Below are 13,415 nucleotides of genomic sequence, written 5' to 3' on the forward strand. Positions count from 1 at the left end.
TTTGATCAGACTTGGCCGCGCGAAAAACGCATGGCGTCGCGCAGCGAGTCGCGGATGGAGGTGGGCTGGCCTCTTGCCGCATCGCGGGTCGGGCCCGGCGCGGAAGAACCCGAGATGGATCGCGAGGCGCGGCGGGCTTGATCTGCCGCTGCGGCCCTCTGGGCTTGGAGTTGTGGGACGGAGGCTTGAGCAGTCTGGCTGATCAACTGCCGGCGAATGTCCGGGCGCATCCAGCATGCGGCGTCGTAGGCGTCCTGGAGCGACGTTGCCCGCCCTGCGTTGACAAGGGCGATCATGTCCTCAAGCACATCTTCGGCGTGCGCGTTTGCTGGGTCGGAAAGGAAGGCATCGACTTGAGTTTCGGTGTCCCTTTTCCGCAAAACATGTTCGACCGTCGCCTCGACATTGAAAGATCGAGGCTGCGGTTGTGATATGGCCTGCTGCGAATTCCGCTGCAGGATTTCTCCCGTCTGACCGTTGACCAGAGCGTGAAGATTGACCCCCGCCATCCTGGCGACGTGAACGACGGTGTTGACGGGATCATGGATGAGCGCCTTCTCCCAGTCGATCGCCCGGCGCATGACATCGGCATGGGTCATGCCGGCCTGGCGGATGATCGGGGTGAATTCCTCGAGCCCCTTGTAATCCTGCAGGACGCGGAAGCCGTTATCGACCTCCTGTTCCCGCTTGGCGATCGCAGCCTGCACTTCATTCGGAAGGCTTCCGAATTGCGCCTTGGCTTCCGCCGACCAGCCGGGCGGAACCCGGCTGGCGCTCACTACCGGCTGTTCGCCCGCCTGGCCTCGCGACTGCGGTTGAAGCGCCGGCTGCTGGGGGGCCTGCGCCCCTGCCCTCGCTGCAGGAACTTGCTCCTGCCCCCCGGCCAGAAAGCGGCCGTTTTCGCCGTCGCGCGGCTGGCCTGATATATCGCCCGGTCCACTGGCTTCGACGGTGTCGATCGCCGCTTTCAGGCTGTCGCGAATGCTGACCGGCTTGTCGTCGAACGCGCCAAAATCTTCGCTGCCGTTGCCGGCCTGGTTCAGGTCTTCCATATCCATGGGGAAATTTCCTATGTCGGGGATTGATGCCCGGTTCAGGCGTTGTATTCGGCGTGCACGCGCCGCAGTTCGTTGCGGATCGCCGTTCGATCCGTCTTCGGCTGCTCGATCGGCTGCGGCTTTTCATTGCCGATCTCGACTACGCCGGCTGCCCGGTAGGCCGAGCGCAGCCTGGCTTTCGAGGTGTAATGCTTTCCGTCATGCATCGACTGGATATCGATGTTGTCGCTGACGAAATGCGGCGCCGGCAGATCCGACTGCGCCGCATTTTGCGCCGGCAGGCAATTCTGCGGCCATTGGTCGAGTGCGTGCCAGCCGCCGCAGACGCGGCAATAGCGTTCTCTCATGCTTCTGCTCCCGTTCACTGATAGTGCGGCTGCTGTGCCTGAAGTTGCTGCCCCCCGATCTGCTGCAATGCCTGCGCCGCCATCTCGCCGCGCGCCTGCTCCACCGTGGCGCGATGCTCGATCTCGGCCTCTGCGACACTGAGTTCGGCCCTGCGCTGTTCGGCACCCGCCTTCACCTCGGCGGTTTTCAGCTTGAGCATTTCGCCGGGCGAAGGCTGCGGCTCCGGTTTTGGCGCGGCTGCCGCTTGGGAAAGCTGGGCTCCCACCTGCTCCAGCGTGCTTTCGAGCTGGCGGCCGGCCCGGAAGCCGCGGGCGGCAAAGAGCAGCGTCTCAACCATCACCGGCACCAGCATCGGACTCTGCTGCGCCATGGCGCCGGCCTGCTGCATGAAGCCGCCGACCATCTGGACGAATTCCATGCGGCGCTGCTTTTCGGCATCCTCGTCAGGCTCGATGGTCGAATCCGTCTCGATCTCGATCTGGAAGCCGCGAATGCTGTCATTGCGCAGCAGTTGCACCACCTCGTCGATCGTCGGCTGCTGCATCATCTGCTGCAGCTGCGGCGGCATATCGGGCGGTGGTGGTGCGGGTTGCCCCATCTGCTGCGCCCGCATGGCCGCCATCTGCATCTGCTGCATCTGCATTTGCACCTGCTGTTTCTCGGCCATGCTGGGCAGCTTGATGCCGCTCACCAGCATCAGCGTTTCCGGCTGGAACTGGTCGCAGATGATCTCGCCGGCAAGGCGGATGATGTCGCGGGCAAAGCGGGCAAGCTCGGCCTGGCGGTCGCGGATGCGGATCGAGCCCCACTGGCTCTTGATCCGCTGCGCCGTCGCGGTTTCGGAGGCCTGCGTGTCGCCGCGGACGATGTCCGAGATGCCGGTGATCTGGTAGACATCCTCGATCAGCTGCTTGCGCGCTTGCATGCAGGCGACGATCACCTTCTGCACCTCGTCGATCGGCAATGTCACGATCGCCTTCGAGCCGCCCTTGTCGGTGAAGGCCGCCCATTCCGGGATCGGCACCATCACCATGTCGTTCTCAGGCCGCATCGCCTTTTCGATCGCCGGCGAGACCGCGCCGTCGCCGGAGGGGTAAAAGACTTTCAGCCGCAGCTGATCGGTCAGCTTGTTGATGCGCTTGGTGAGAAGATCGATCTCGTCGCATTGCTGCTGGTAATAGACATAGTCGGGAACCGGGATCAGCGAGCTTGTCGACATCGTGCCGTAGGCCGGGCGCGGGCAAGGCCAGAATTGCGTCAGGTCGAGCGGCGGCTCGGAGACCTCGAGCGCCACCGGCGAACCGTCGGCGATCCAGACGGTGTAGTTCTCGCTCTTGCACCAGATTTCCCAGACATGGGTCTTGCCTTCATTCTCCAGGCGCTCGGCCTGGCTGGCGCCCTTATTGCCGATTGAACCTTCGGCCGCCCGCGATGCCATGGCCTCGGGGCCGAAGCGCTTTTCCATCTCCTCGTCGGTCATCGGCACGCGCCGCGCCACCCAGGTCACATCCTTCCAGCGCCGCGCCGGCGAATGCAGGAAATCCGACCAGTGGACGTAATCGATGCAGACACGCTCGTCACTGATCGCTTCCGGCTGCGCCCCGCCCATCTCACCGGGCAAAGCCTCAGCCGCCGGGTCCGAGGGCTGGACGCCCATATCGAGCGGCTCGAAATCGGCCTCGTAACGCAGCCACACCGTGCCGCGGGCGCAGAGCAGGAAATCGTCGCGCACCGCCCGCATGATCGAATCGATATCGGCTTCATCGCCGATATAGGCGAGATTGCGCTCGACCAGCTCCGAGGCAATGCGCGCCACCGGCTCTGCATCCTTGAAGCGGCGCTCGACCACCGGCTGCGGCACGCGGGCATAGACCGCCGGCTGCATCACCGAAGTATTGGCCCAGAGCATCGGAAACCGGCGCTTGGCGGCGCTCGTCTGGTCCGCTTGCTGGTCGAGATAGATCTTCTCGATCTTGACGCAGCGGTCGTGCCAGGACTTGAAATAGCGCTGGGCGCGTTCCAGCTCCTGCTGCCAATGGGCGCCGACCTTTGCCGGGTCCCAGCGCTGCCCGCTCTCTGAAGCCGTTATTTCGTCTTCCATCAAACACGCTCGCTCTGTCTTGGGGTGGCATCGGCAAACTCGTTGAATGTCATCGTCTGGAATGTCGGCAGCGGCTTACGCTCTGGCTTCAGCGGTTCCGGCGCCAAGCCGGTGAAGATGATCGCCAGACCGCCGAAGGCATCCGCCCCATGCGACGCCCAGTTGTGCAGCGGCTCGTCGCGGAAGACGGCGAGATCCTCGTCCCAGTCCTTGCGGTAATTGCGCAGGCATTTGATGCCCTCGGCGCAGCCGGCCTGGTCGAACTCGATCTTTGCCAGGATGCGGCGGGTGGCGTTGATGCGGTCATGCACATAGGCGCGCTCGACCTTGCGGACCGTGCCGAGGCCGCGCGCCTTGACCTCTTTCAGCATGATTTCGATGCGGGTCATGCCGCCGCGCGTCCATTCGCGGACCTTGATGTCGTGCGGCATGTTGTGGACGCCGTAGACATAACCATTGTCGCCGCCGCGCCGCTCCAGCTCGCCGAGCATGCCGTCCATGCCGGTGCCGGTATGTTCGAAATAACCGATCATCCGGATACGGCCGGGCAGCACCTGAAACAGCCAGACGCTGTTGGTATCGTCCATGCCGATGTCGGAAATGGTGTGGACGGGATAACCGTCCACATGCGGGAAAACCCCGATGCGCTCCTCAGCGTCCGCCACCGCCATCTGATCGGCATAATAGGCGCCCTCGACACTTGCTTCGAAAGCCTCGGCCGGCGTCGAGGGATATTCGCGCTTCATGTCGCCGAGCTGGGTCTCGGCCTTCTTGACGTACCAGGCCTTCTGCCCCTCCGTCAGCGTGATGCCCTGTTCGGCCAGCTGGCCGAAATATTTGGCGAAAGCGTCGCCGATGATGACGCCCTGAGGCGCGATCGCATATTGCGGCTCCTTCCACCAGGGGAAGAAATGGAACTTGAAGTCGAGTTCGGTCAGCTCCAGCGCCTGGCGCTGCTTCACCTGGGCATCGTCGCAGAGCGCGTAAAAATGCCCTTCCTGGCCCTCCGCCGTGCTTTCGATGAACACAAGCTGGCCGGCCTGCACCGTATTCAGCGCGCCGGTGCGCACTTCCCGCGCCTTGTCGGGATATTTGGCGCAGAGCTTGCCGTATTCGGAGATGTGCAGATATTGCAGCGTTCCCGAGCGCAGCGAGGTGCCGACGCGGATGCTCGAATTGTTGGCGAGCAGCAGTTCGGCCTGGTTGGTCCGGACGATAGGCACGGCGTTGCGAATACCCTCGGGCAGATTGTCGTAGGGATATTTGACCTTGTCCCGGAAGATCGTCTGCACGTCGCCGAGCGTATGGGCGATGGTGCCGGCGCGGATATCCCGGTTGAAGACGCAGGCATCGAGCATGAAGATCTGGATGAAGGTGGTCAGGCCGAGCTGGCGGGCCTTCAGCAGCACGTTGAGGTAATGCATCTCCTCGAAAAACGTCATCTGCGTCCAGTTCATTTCGAACCTGACGCGCCGGCCGGATTTGTCGGTGATCCAGTAGAGATTGTTCAGCCGCCAGCGCCAGTCGGAAAACTGGTCAACCGCCGTTTGGAAGTCCGCGGGTTTTGCCATTGATATCTTCCAGCAGTTGCGAGACTTCGCCGGTGGCGCCCTGTTCGGGCTCGGCTTTCGAGCCGTATTTCTTCGGCCTGAGCTTCTCGGCGACCCATTGGCGGGTGGCGATGCGCAGCTGCGAGCGCCGGATCGCCTCGCCATTCTCCTGCCAGCCGGTGGTCTCGCCGGCGGCATTCTTCTTTTCGACCCAGTCATTGCTGCGGTCGTCGGCAATCTCGACCAGCTCGTCGACGAAGCCGTCGGCCAGGATCTCGCGCGCCAGCGCATAGCGCGCCCGAAACGCCGCCTTGCCGTCATCGGCGAGCCAGGAGAGCACCGTCGATTTCGCCGGCATATCCTCATCCCGGCAGATCGACCGCAGGCTTTCCCGATCGGCAATGCGATCGCAGATCTTCTCGGCCAGCGCCTGGGTGAACTTGGTCGGTCTGCCCATGGGTGCGCGTCTGAAAGCTCAGAACAATGCGACGATATTCGACGCCGTCGTCCCGGTCAGCGCCACGATGGCTGCATGCACGGGCAGGATCGTCCCGGCCGGCACGCTCCTGAAAATGACCGGATCCATATCCCGCCGCGGCGCAATCGCCACATCGCCCGCCGTGCCGATATAAAGCGCCCGCGCGCCGACAATCGCACTATCATTCGGCGTCACCACGGCAGCCCGCGAGGCCGGCGCAATCGAAGCGTCCATTGCTGTTCTCCTTGTGAGGTGGTCTTCGATGTGGGCGGCCGCAGGGACTTAGCTCCGGTAGGCCTGGCAAAACGCCCACCCACCCTCCGTCATCCCAGGCCTCGAGCCTGGGATCCATGCCCACGTCTGGCAGAGGCCACGTGGATCCTCGGGTCAAGCCCGAGGAGGAGGGAGAAAGCGGTGAGCACTTTGCCAAACCCGCCGTGGCGTTCGGTGACTAGCCGTGCAGCCTCGAATGCATGCGAGCGAAGAGCGATACCGACTTGATCATCGACATTGCCTTCGGATTCAATATTCGCAGCTTGGATTTACGGTAGTGATAAATGATCCGCCGGGGGGTGATCAAGCGCTAATGCGGCCTAGAATCAAGTCTGCCCGCCCCATTTGACGGCAGCCCCTCTGGCGCCCAGCTGCGGAATTGGCGCAAACGCCACCCCACCCTCCGTCCTCCCCGGCCTTGGGCCGAGGATCCATGCCCGCCGCTGATGGAAGCCAGCGTGGACCTCGGGTCGAGCCCGAGGAGGACGGAGCAAGGGGTGAACTCTGTGGCAAACCTGCGATTGCGCTCAACGACCTTGGCCGGCTCGCAAGTCTTGGTGAGCAACGCATTCGGCGGCAAGGACGACACCGATTTGATCGTCATTCGGTAAGGATTCAAATTTTGCAGCTTGGATTTACGGTAGGCTTAACCGACTTGCCGGGGGGTGATCAAGGCCTTTCAAGCATAGCATGAGCGAGGCTCAGCCTAAACTCTGCTCTGCCCGACCCAGAATGCCCCGCTTTCCGATAAGTTTGGCGAAAACGCTACCCCACAGTCCTCCTCGGCCTTGAGCCGAGGATCCATGCCCGCCACTGATGGAAGCCAGCGTCGATCCTTTGGGGGGCAAGCCCGAGGAGGATGGAGCAAGGGGTGAACTCTGTGAGAAATAGCGGTTGTGAACTCTTTCCCGCCCAACCCCATCAGCGCCTTTGCCAACCGTCAAGTCCGGCGTAAAATTGGCATTCTGTCGCTCAGACGATGGAGGCGTCAGTGAAAACCGCGAGACTTTTTCTTTGCCTTGTCGCCTGTCTCGGCATCACGCTTGCTGAAAACCCAGCCGATGCCGACGAAATGGTGCGGTTTGAAAGCGCTCCCGTCACGCTCAGCGCCTTTCGAATTCGCAAGGCTGCGGAACAAGGCAAAATCCTTTCGCAGCCGCCAGGCACGCCATTGCTCGGATATTTGTCCCGCCCTCCGGGCGACGGCCCGTTTCCGGCGGTCGTGATCATGCATGGATGCGACGGCATGCGTCCGAGCGTCAAGGACCTCTGGCCGAAGCGGCTGGTCTCCTGGGGTTACGTCGTGCTTGTTGTCGACAGCTTCACCACCCGCAATATCTTGGACACCTGCCGAAGCTCTCTGCCCGACCGGGTCTTCGACGCCTATGGCGCTTTGAATTTCCTATCGAAATCGAGCTTCGTCGATATCAGGCGCGTCGCACTGATGGGCTTTTCCACGGGCGGCACCGCGACGCTGGAGGCCACAAAGATCGAGGGGAACGAACAGCTGATGGAGCACAAATTCAAGGCGGCGGTCGCCTATTATCCGGCCTGCGCCGCCAGTCAGGGCGATGCGACGGTGCCGACCCTGATTTTAAGCGGTGACCGAGACAATTGGAGCCCGGCTGAGCCATGCCGCAAGAGGCTCGCCCGTATTGGTGATGATGCCCCGCCCATCGAGTTCAATCTCTACAAGGGCGTTTATCACAATTTTGATGCCGCGGAATTTGCGGTGGGAAGAAGGGTGCTGGGACATATCGAAAAATACAACCCGGACGCCGCGGCAAAGTCCATGCGCAGCGTTTACGCGTTTCTTCGGACATCCCTGTCGAGATAAAGGTCGGCCGCAATCGGCAAGACGCTGCCATGCGGAACGCCGAGTTCGGCATCACCCCCCCAACCTCCGTCATTCCAGGCCGTGAGCCTGGAATCCATGCCACCGCTGATGGGGGCCGGCGTGGATCCCCGGGTCAAGCCCGAAGAGGACGGACCGTGGAGTGAACTCTGCGGTAAATCAGCAACGTATGGCATGCCCACCCGTCATCGGAGGCACTACCGCGAAAGCATCGCCTCTAATCGCCGTTGCAAGGCGGGATGTTCGGCAGATATGCGAACCTGACCAAGCGCGTAACGCATGGCGGGCGTAAACGGCAGCCAATGCTGCAGATGATCCAGCAGTTCATCCGACATGATGTCTTCGAGCGGGCCGGCGCCCAATTGACCGAGCGCCTCCTCGTGATCGGGCAATTTGGCTTGCTCGACAATGGCGAGAACCCGCTGCAATACCATATCTTTCGGATCGTGAAGCAGGATCGTCGACCAGTACCATCCGCCGGGATCCGCCAGATAGGCCTGGATATAGGCTTCAGCGGCAATCGATGGCTTTCCAAGGCCAACCATGTCAGGCACCCAGGCAAGATCTGACGCGATGGCGCTGCGTGTGAAAACATGGGTTGCGGAAGTATCGGAGCTGCGATGTCTCTTGTTCACTTCGGGCGATCCGCGTTGATGGCAACAGGTGATTTATCGCGCCGCAGAATCTTCATCAAGTCCGACCACAATTGTCGAGTCCACTGTGGCGAAACGCGCGGCCCCGGCAGGTCGCGCGCGCTTTCATCGCCATCACTTTTATCGCAAGTTCAGATGCTGCTCGGCCGCCCGGAGGTGGTCGATTGGCTCGCCGACGACAGAAAATCCTCGTCGGCGGTCGGCAGCTTTCCCTCAGGCGTCAGATCATCGACGGCCTTGGGGAGATCGCGGCTCAGCCGCCCGAGAATCTCGTCTCGCGACAGGCCGGTATTCCGGGCAATCTCGTTCAGGACATCGGGGCCAAGGGCTTCGGCGAGCTGGCCATCATTGATCTCGGCATTCTGGCCGGGTTTTACCCATGAGTCGATCTTGTCGCCATGGCCGTTCTGCTGAAAGGTCTTGAGCAGATCGCCGAGACCGCCGCTGACGATGCCACCGGAGGTCAGCCCGCCGAGAAGGCCGCCAAGACCACCCGAACCGCCCAGCCCGCCGAGGATGCCGCCAAGCCCGCCCGGCTGCTGGCCGCCGGAGCCGGCCGACTGCGGGTTCTGAATGCCGCGCAGGAGTTCCCCGATCTTGTCTCTGTTCTGGTAGCCGGCAACGGCAAGAACGGCGAGAAGCGCCTTCAATTGACCGCTCATCATGATGAATCCTCCCAAGGTTCAAAGAGTGCAGCCGACCCGTGCAGAGCGCTGCATGGGCAGCAATGTCCGGCGCGCCCAAAGGTTCCGCGCCGCGCTCTCAAACCCGGCCCGTCCAACTCGTCACTGACGCAGTTCAGATTTCCGGGCAGCCCCGCCGGTTGGCAAAGGTCATCCGATCTGGTCCCCGGCGCGTCATCCCCTGGACGACGATGCTGCGGGGCGACATGCGGACGATCTGTGCCCGGCGAAGTCCTTCGCTGCGGGCGATGTCGAGCGCATCGTTGGGATCGCAGCCGCGCCGACCTCGGCGTTCATATCCGTCATAGCGGTCAAGATCACGGTCGCGATCGTAAACACCGACACCGCCAGGGCCGACCCGCAATTCCAGATCCTGCGCAGCCACGATCGCCGGCGAGATCGTCAAGCCGGTCATGGCGGCGAGGCCAACCAGGATGAATTGAAGAGATTTCCGCATGAGTTTCTCCCAGGGTTTTGCGCTGTATCGCAATACCAACCTCGCCATGCCGACTTTGTTCCTGAAGGCTAAGGGCCTGGGCCTTTGGTCGGAATGTGCGGCGCGGCTTACCTATGCGGGAGCTTTTGGTTGCCATGGAAGTGTTAGGCTCTCTCCGGCGGGCAGCGCGCGCCCCGTCGAGACGCGCGCGCCATCAGCCAGCCTTAGCGAAAACCACCGCTGGCAGCCAGCCGCTCGCCGGTCATCCAGCGGGCGTCGTCGGAAGCGAGGAAGACGGCGACGCCGGCGATATCATCCGGCTGGCCGACGCGGCCGAGCGGCGTCTGGCCGACGACGACCTGCTCGAAATCCGAGCCGATGACGCCGGCCGTGTGTGCGCCCTCGGTCTCGACCATTCCAGGCAGGATGGCGTTGACGCGGATCTTGCGCGGGCCGAGTTCCTTGGCGAGCACGCTGTTGATGCCCTCCAGGGCGCCCTTGGTGCCGGTGTAGACGGCAGAGGCCGGCGGCGCCATGCTGGTGACCACCGAGGAGATGTTGATGACGCTGCCGCCCTCGCCGAGATGCTTGACCGCCGCCTGGGTGGTCAGGAGAACGCCGAGAACGTTGACGTCGAAGATGCGGCGATAATGTTCCTCGGTCACTTCCTCGATCGACGCGAATTCATAGACGCCCGAATTGTTGACCAGCACGTCGAGCTTGCCGAATTGCTTGACGGCGGCATCGACGAGGCCCTGCGCCTGTTCGGCCTTCGAGACGTCGCCCTGCACGGCGATCGCCTTGCCGCCGGCGGCGCTGATTGCGTCAACCACGGCGTCTGCTCCGGCCTTGCTCGAAGCGTAATTCACCACCACTTGCGCACCTTCGGCCGCAAGCGCCTTGGCAATCGCGGCGCCGATGCCTTTGGAGGCCCCCGTGACCACAGCGACCTTTCCCGTAAGCTTAGCCATATCCAATTCCTTCTGATCCGGACTGCCGCCGAAACTGGCGGCCTTGTTCCGTAGTTCAGAAATTCGGAACTGTTGATCTTGATGTCAAGTGTCGCTATATAAAATTTGATGAGACCGCTTTTTCACCCCGCATTGGAGGACATCCGGCCCGAAGCGATCCTCTATGCGCTTTCCGATCCGGAGCGCGCCGCAATTTTCGCCTGGCTTTCCGGTGCCGGCTGCGGCAGGACCTGTTCGGCACTTGGCCAACTCGGCGAGCGCGTCATCCCGAAGTCGTCGCTGTCGAACCATTTCAAAGTGCTGCGCGAATCCGGCCTGATCCTCAGCGAACGCCAGGGTATCGAGATGCGCAATCAAACCCGCTGCGCCGAGCTGGACGAGCGTTTCCCGGGCCTGATCAAGGCCATTCTGACGGCTTACGGAGAGCTTCCGGGGCAGCCGAAGGCGGATTGAGCCGTCGGCAGACCGCTTGGCGAAACCCCCGCGCCCTGACTTCCGTCATTCCAGGTCTTCAGCTGCTCGAACGAATTCACTCGTCGGCATGACGCTCGATTGCCTCGGCCAGATCGATCCAGTGCGGGCGACTATTCCACCAATGAACATGATCCGGCGCGGGAAAGGATGGATCGGCAAATGTGCCGCCCGCGATGACGACCGAACCGGGGAAGTATGTTCCGGATTTCGAAAATCCACCGCCGCCGCAGATCCGGCAAAACGCTTTCATCACATCAGCTGTGCTTTCGCCCTGCGGATACCATACGGAATAGTCTCCGGAAACGACCCGGACATTCTCCTCGCGGAACCATACATTGTGTGAAAGCGCGCTGCCGGATGCACGCTGACAACGTCTGCAGGTGCATATGTGGTTGTGCAAAGGATCGCCATCGACCTCCAGGGACAGGGCGCCGCAGCTGCACTTGGCATGAAAGATCGGCATGTGATTGTTCCGTGTTGACAGACGGTTGTCGATCTTACGGTTCTGCAATCGACAAGGTCCATCGGAAATTTCAAGCCTTTCGATGCGAAATCGTCCGTCCGCTACATCCCCTGCAGCCGCGCAGAATTTCATGCTGCCCGCGGGCCAGTCCGCTCGCGAGCTTGCTTCGCTTTCGAAAGCTGGCGAGCTGCAGTCCCATCGCTAATCCAGAACAACGACGGCTTCGACCTCGAAGAGCATGGGGTCGATCGCCAGCTTGGGAACGGGAATCAAGGTCTGCGCCGGCAGAGCTGCGCCGAACATCGCCTTGACGTTCTCGGTCAACACCGGAAGCTTGGACATATCGTGGTCGACCACGAAGACCGTCAGCTTGGCGACCTGATCCGGCCTGGCGCCGAGTGCATCGAGGGCGGTGCGCAAATTGGCATAGGCCTGCTTCACCTGGACGGCGAAATCGGGCGACAGGGCGCCGGTGCTGTCCTGGCCGCCCTGCCCGGAGATATAGGCCAGCCGGCCTTGCCTCGGCACGATCACCGCCGTGCTGTAGCCGTTCGGCGAGGGGTCGTAGAAATTTTTCGGATTGACGATGGTCAGCTTGAGATCGTTCTCGTTGGCCATCGCTGCAGCCGGAATTCCAATGGTCATGATGATGAGCCCTCCAATGAGCAGATGCTTGATTGCGCGTGACATGATTTTCTCTTGAGCTTTGAGGACTGCGGGCCGCCTCACCGCGGCCCGCAATTGATTTGCCGCCGATACGACTGACTCGTACGACGTACGATTAACTCGCATCGTACACTGTACGAGTCAATCCGTCGGGATCGACATTCATCGCATTGTCGGCTTAAATCGACGTTCTGATTGGCAGGGAAAACGGATGGCAGCCAAACGCAGCGGCGGGCAGAGCAAGCAGTCTGAACGTAAAGTGCCTCCGCCATCCGGGCCGGAACCGCGCAGCGAACAGCCCCTCTCGCTGGAACGGATCGTCGCGACCGCGGTCGAGCTTTTGGATAGCGAAGGAATTGACGGATTGAAGATGCGCCGGCTGGCCGATTGCCTCGGCGCCGGTGCGATGAGCCTTTACTGGCACGTCGGCAACAAGGAGGAGGTCTTCGATCTGGCGCTGGATTCGGTGCTCGCATATCGCGGCCCGGTGCCAATCGATGCGTCTCAGGACTGGCGCGGCGAAGTCGTTCACATGCTGAAAGACTGGCGCGCCGGCATGCTGCGCCATCCCTGGTCGGCAGCGCTGCTGCCACGCCGGGCGCTCGGCCCGAACATCCTTGCTCGCCTGGAACTGCTGAGCAGCACCCTGTCCAGAGCCGGCGTGGCCGACGCCGATTTGAACGTCGCGATCTGGTCGCTCTGGAACTATGTGATCGGCGCGACCACCACCCGGGCAAGCTTCGACCTCTCGGACGACGACAGAGCCGCCGCGCAGCAGCGCCTCACAAGTCTCAGCCAGCACTACCCCACCATCGAACGCTCCCGGCTGCTGCTGGACAATGATTGGGACGGCGCCTTCAGCAAAGGCCTCGACTTCCTGCTCGATGGCCTCGTTCCCAAACAATGAAGGGAAGTGATTTGTTTCGTTATGTCTGCGGCCTAATATTCGCCTGCGTGCCGCTCGTTGCCGCCAATGCCGCATCTCCAAATCTTTGCCGAAACAGTTTCAAGCCGAACGAACCGATCGAGTCGCGATTCATGGGAATCGACTACGCGCTGATGGTGCATGTCCTGGCGGAGAAATATTGCGGAGTAGAGCCGAAGCCGATGCGTCCACGATTTTTGGGATATATCCAAAAACAGGGCTGTCCTCCGGGAACCGAGATCTATTCGGACGTCGAGGAGGCAATCGCAAAATTGGAGGGCGCGAGCTTGCGGGTTCTCGCCGAAGCAGAAGCCCCTGACCTGCCGATATCAGAACGGCAGGTGCAGGACTGGGCATCGAGCGCTACGAAAGAGCTTGGTGGATGCGACGCGCTGAAAAACGCTCATGATGCCGAGCTTCAGCGGTAAGGCGCACACGCCATCTCTTTGGCAAGACGCACCCCCACCCTCCGTCGCCCCAG

Annotated in this window: 16 protein-coding genes; 4 read left to right on the forward strand and 12 right to left on the reverse strand. The window is 61.9% G+C overall.

The window, feature by feature from the left end; genetic code table 11:
• Positions 1-5 precede the first annotated feature (5 nt).
• From OS035_RS01010 to OS035_RS01035, 6 genes are read right to left on the reverse strand one after another with little or no spacing between them, the layout of a single operon-like run.
• Positions 6-1,058 carry a hypothetical protein gene (locus OS035_RS01010; RefSeq protein ID WP_331813250.1) on the reverse strand — a complete coding sequence of 351 codons (1,053 nt, stop codon included), beginning with the start codon at positions 1,056-1,058 and terminating at the stop codon, positions 6-8.
• A gap of 35 nt (positions 1,059-1,093) precedes the next feature.
• A complete protein-coding gene (locus OS035_RS01015; protein WP_097627435.1) occupies positions 1,094-1,405 on the reverse strand; it encodes a hypothetical protein in 312 nt (103 codons plus the stop codon).
• Between the two features lie 14 nt (positions 1,406-1,419).
• Positions 1,420-3,507, reverse strand: coding sequence for a hypothetical protein (locus tag OS035_RS01020; protein ID WP_331813251.1), 2,088 nt, complete (start codon positions 3,505-3,507; stop codon positions 1,420-1,422).
• Entirely contained in the window at positions 3,507-5,078 is a 1,572-nt protein-coding gene (locus OS035_RS01025; RefSeq protein ID WP_331813252.1) for a terminase, read from the reverse strand. The genes OS035_RS01020 and OS035_RS01025 overlap by 1 nt, the downstream gene beginning before the upstream one ends.
• Positions 5,044-5,514, reverse strand: coding sequence for a terminase small subunit protein (locus tag OS035_RS01030; protein WP_331813253.1), 471 nt, complete (start codon positions 5,512-5,514; stop codon positions 5,044-5,046). Before OS035_RS01030 ends, OS035_RS01025 begins: the two co-directional genes overlap by 35 nt.
• Before the next feature lie 18 nt (positions 5,515-5,532).
• Positions 5,533-5,769 (reverse strand): spike base protein, RCAP_Rcc01079 family, encoded by a 237-nt coding sequence (locus tag OS035_RS01035; protein ID WP_064837378.1) that lies wholly within the window; start codon positions 5,767-5,769, stop codon positions 5,533-5,535.
• A gap of 1,030 nt (positions 5,770-6,799) precedes the next feature.
• Here OS035_RS01035 and OS035_RS01040 point away from each other — a divergent pair.
• Positions 6,800-7,645, forward strand: coding sequence for a dienelactone hydrolase family protein (locus tag OS035_RS01040; protein WP_097627427.1), 846 nt, complete (start codon positions 6,800-6,802; stop codon positions 7,643-7,645).
• Positions 7,646-7,860: 215 nt separating this feature from the next.
• On the opposite strand, the gene OS035_RS01045 is transcribed toward OS035_RS01040, so the two are convergent.
• From OS035_RS01045 to OS035_RS01060, 4 genes are all read right to left on the reverse strand, one after another.
• Positions 7,861-8,298, reverse strand: a complete 438-nt coding sequence (locus tag OS035_RS01045) for a hypothetical protein (protein WP_331813254.1) — start codon at positions 8,296-8,298, stop codon at positions 7,861-7,863.
• A gap of 149 nt (positions 8,299-8,447) precedes the next feature.
• Positions 8,448-8,981 carry a YidB family protein gene (locus OS035_RS01050; protein ID WP_097627425.1) on the reverse strand — a complete coding sequence of 178 codons (534 nt, stop codon included), beginning with the start codon at positions 8,979-8,981 and terminating at the stop codon, positions 8,448-8,450.
• A 133-nt stretch (positions 8,982-9,114) separates the two neighbouring features.
• Positions 9,115-9,456, reverse strand: a complete 342-nt coding sequence (locus OS035_RS01055; RefSeq protein ID WP_097627423.1) for a hypothetical protein — start codon at positions 9,454-9,456, stop codon at positions 9,115-9,117.
• 203 nt (positions 9,457-9,659) lie between these two features.
• Positions 9,660-10,406: a glucose 1-dehydrogenase gene (locus OS035_RS01060; RefSeq protein WP_097627421.1), complete on the reverse strand. Its 747-nt coding sequence runs from the start codon at positions 10,404-10,406 to the stop codon at positions 9,660-9,662.
• A 108-nt stretch (positions 10,407-10,514) separates the two neighbouring features.
• Between OS035_RS01060 and OS035_RS01065 the strand changes: the two genes are divergently transcribed.
• The gene (locus OS035_RS01065; RefSeq protein ID WP_097627419.1) at positions 10,515-10,859 is read left to right on the forward strand and encodes an ArsR/SmtB family transcription factor; all 345 of its coding nucleotides are present in this window, start codon (positions 10,515-10,517) and stop codon (positions 10,857-10,859) included.
• Between the two features lie 76 nt (positions 10,860-10,935).
• Here the strand turns inward: OS035_RS01065 and OS035_RS01070 are convergent, their stop codons facing one another.
• Together OS035_RS01070 and OS035_RS01075 are read right to left on the reverse strand one after the other, a co-directional pair.
• Positions 10,936-11,343 carry a GFA family protein gene (locus tag OS035_RS01070; protein ID WP_097627417.1) on the reverse strand — a complete coding sequence of 136 codons (408 nt, stop codon included), beginning with the start codon at positions 11,341-11,343 and terminating at the stop codon, positions 10,936-10,938.
• Positions 11,344-11,544: 201 nt separating this feature from the next.
• On the reverse strand, positions 11,545-12,033 hold the full coding sequence (locus OS035_RS01075) for a RidA family protein (protein ID WP_097627415.1): 489 nt from the start codon (positions 12,031-12,033) through the stop codon (positions 11,545-11,547).
• A 187-nt stretch (positions 12,034-12,220) separates the two neighbouring features.
• On the opposite strand from OS035_RS01075, the gene OS035_RS01080 reads away from it, so the two are divergent.
• Both OS035_RS01080 and OS035_RS01085 read left to right on the forward strand, forming a co-directional pair.
• The gene (locus OS035_RS01080) at positions 12,221-12,916 is read left to right on the forward strand and encodes a TetR/AcrR family transcriptional regulator (RefSeq protein WP_097627413.1); all 696 of its coding nucleotides are present in this window, start codon (positions 12,221-12,223) and stop codon (positions 12,914-12,916) included.
• Between the two features lie 11 nt (positions 12,917-12,927).
• Positions 12,928-13,362 (forward strand): hypothetical protein, encoded by a 435-nt coding sequence (locus OS035_RS01085; RefSeq protein ID WP_331813255.1) that lies wholly within the window; start codon positions 12,928-12,930, stop codon positions 13,360-13,362.
• The last annotated feature ends 53 nt before the right edge of the window (positions 13,363-13,415 follow it).

Origin of the sequence: Rhizobium sp. 268 (genome assembly GCF_036571585.1) — a bacterium.
Taxonomy (GTDB): domain Bacteria; phylum Pseudomonadota; class Alphaproteobacteria; order Rhizobiales; family Rhizobiaceae; genus Rhizobium; species Rhizobium redzepovicii.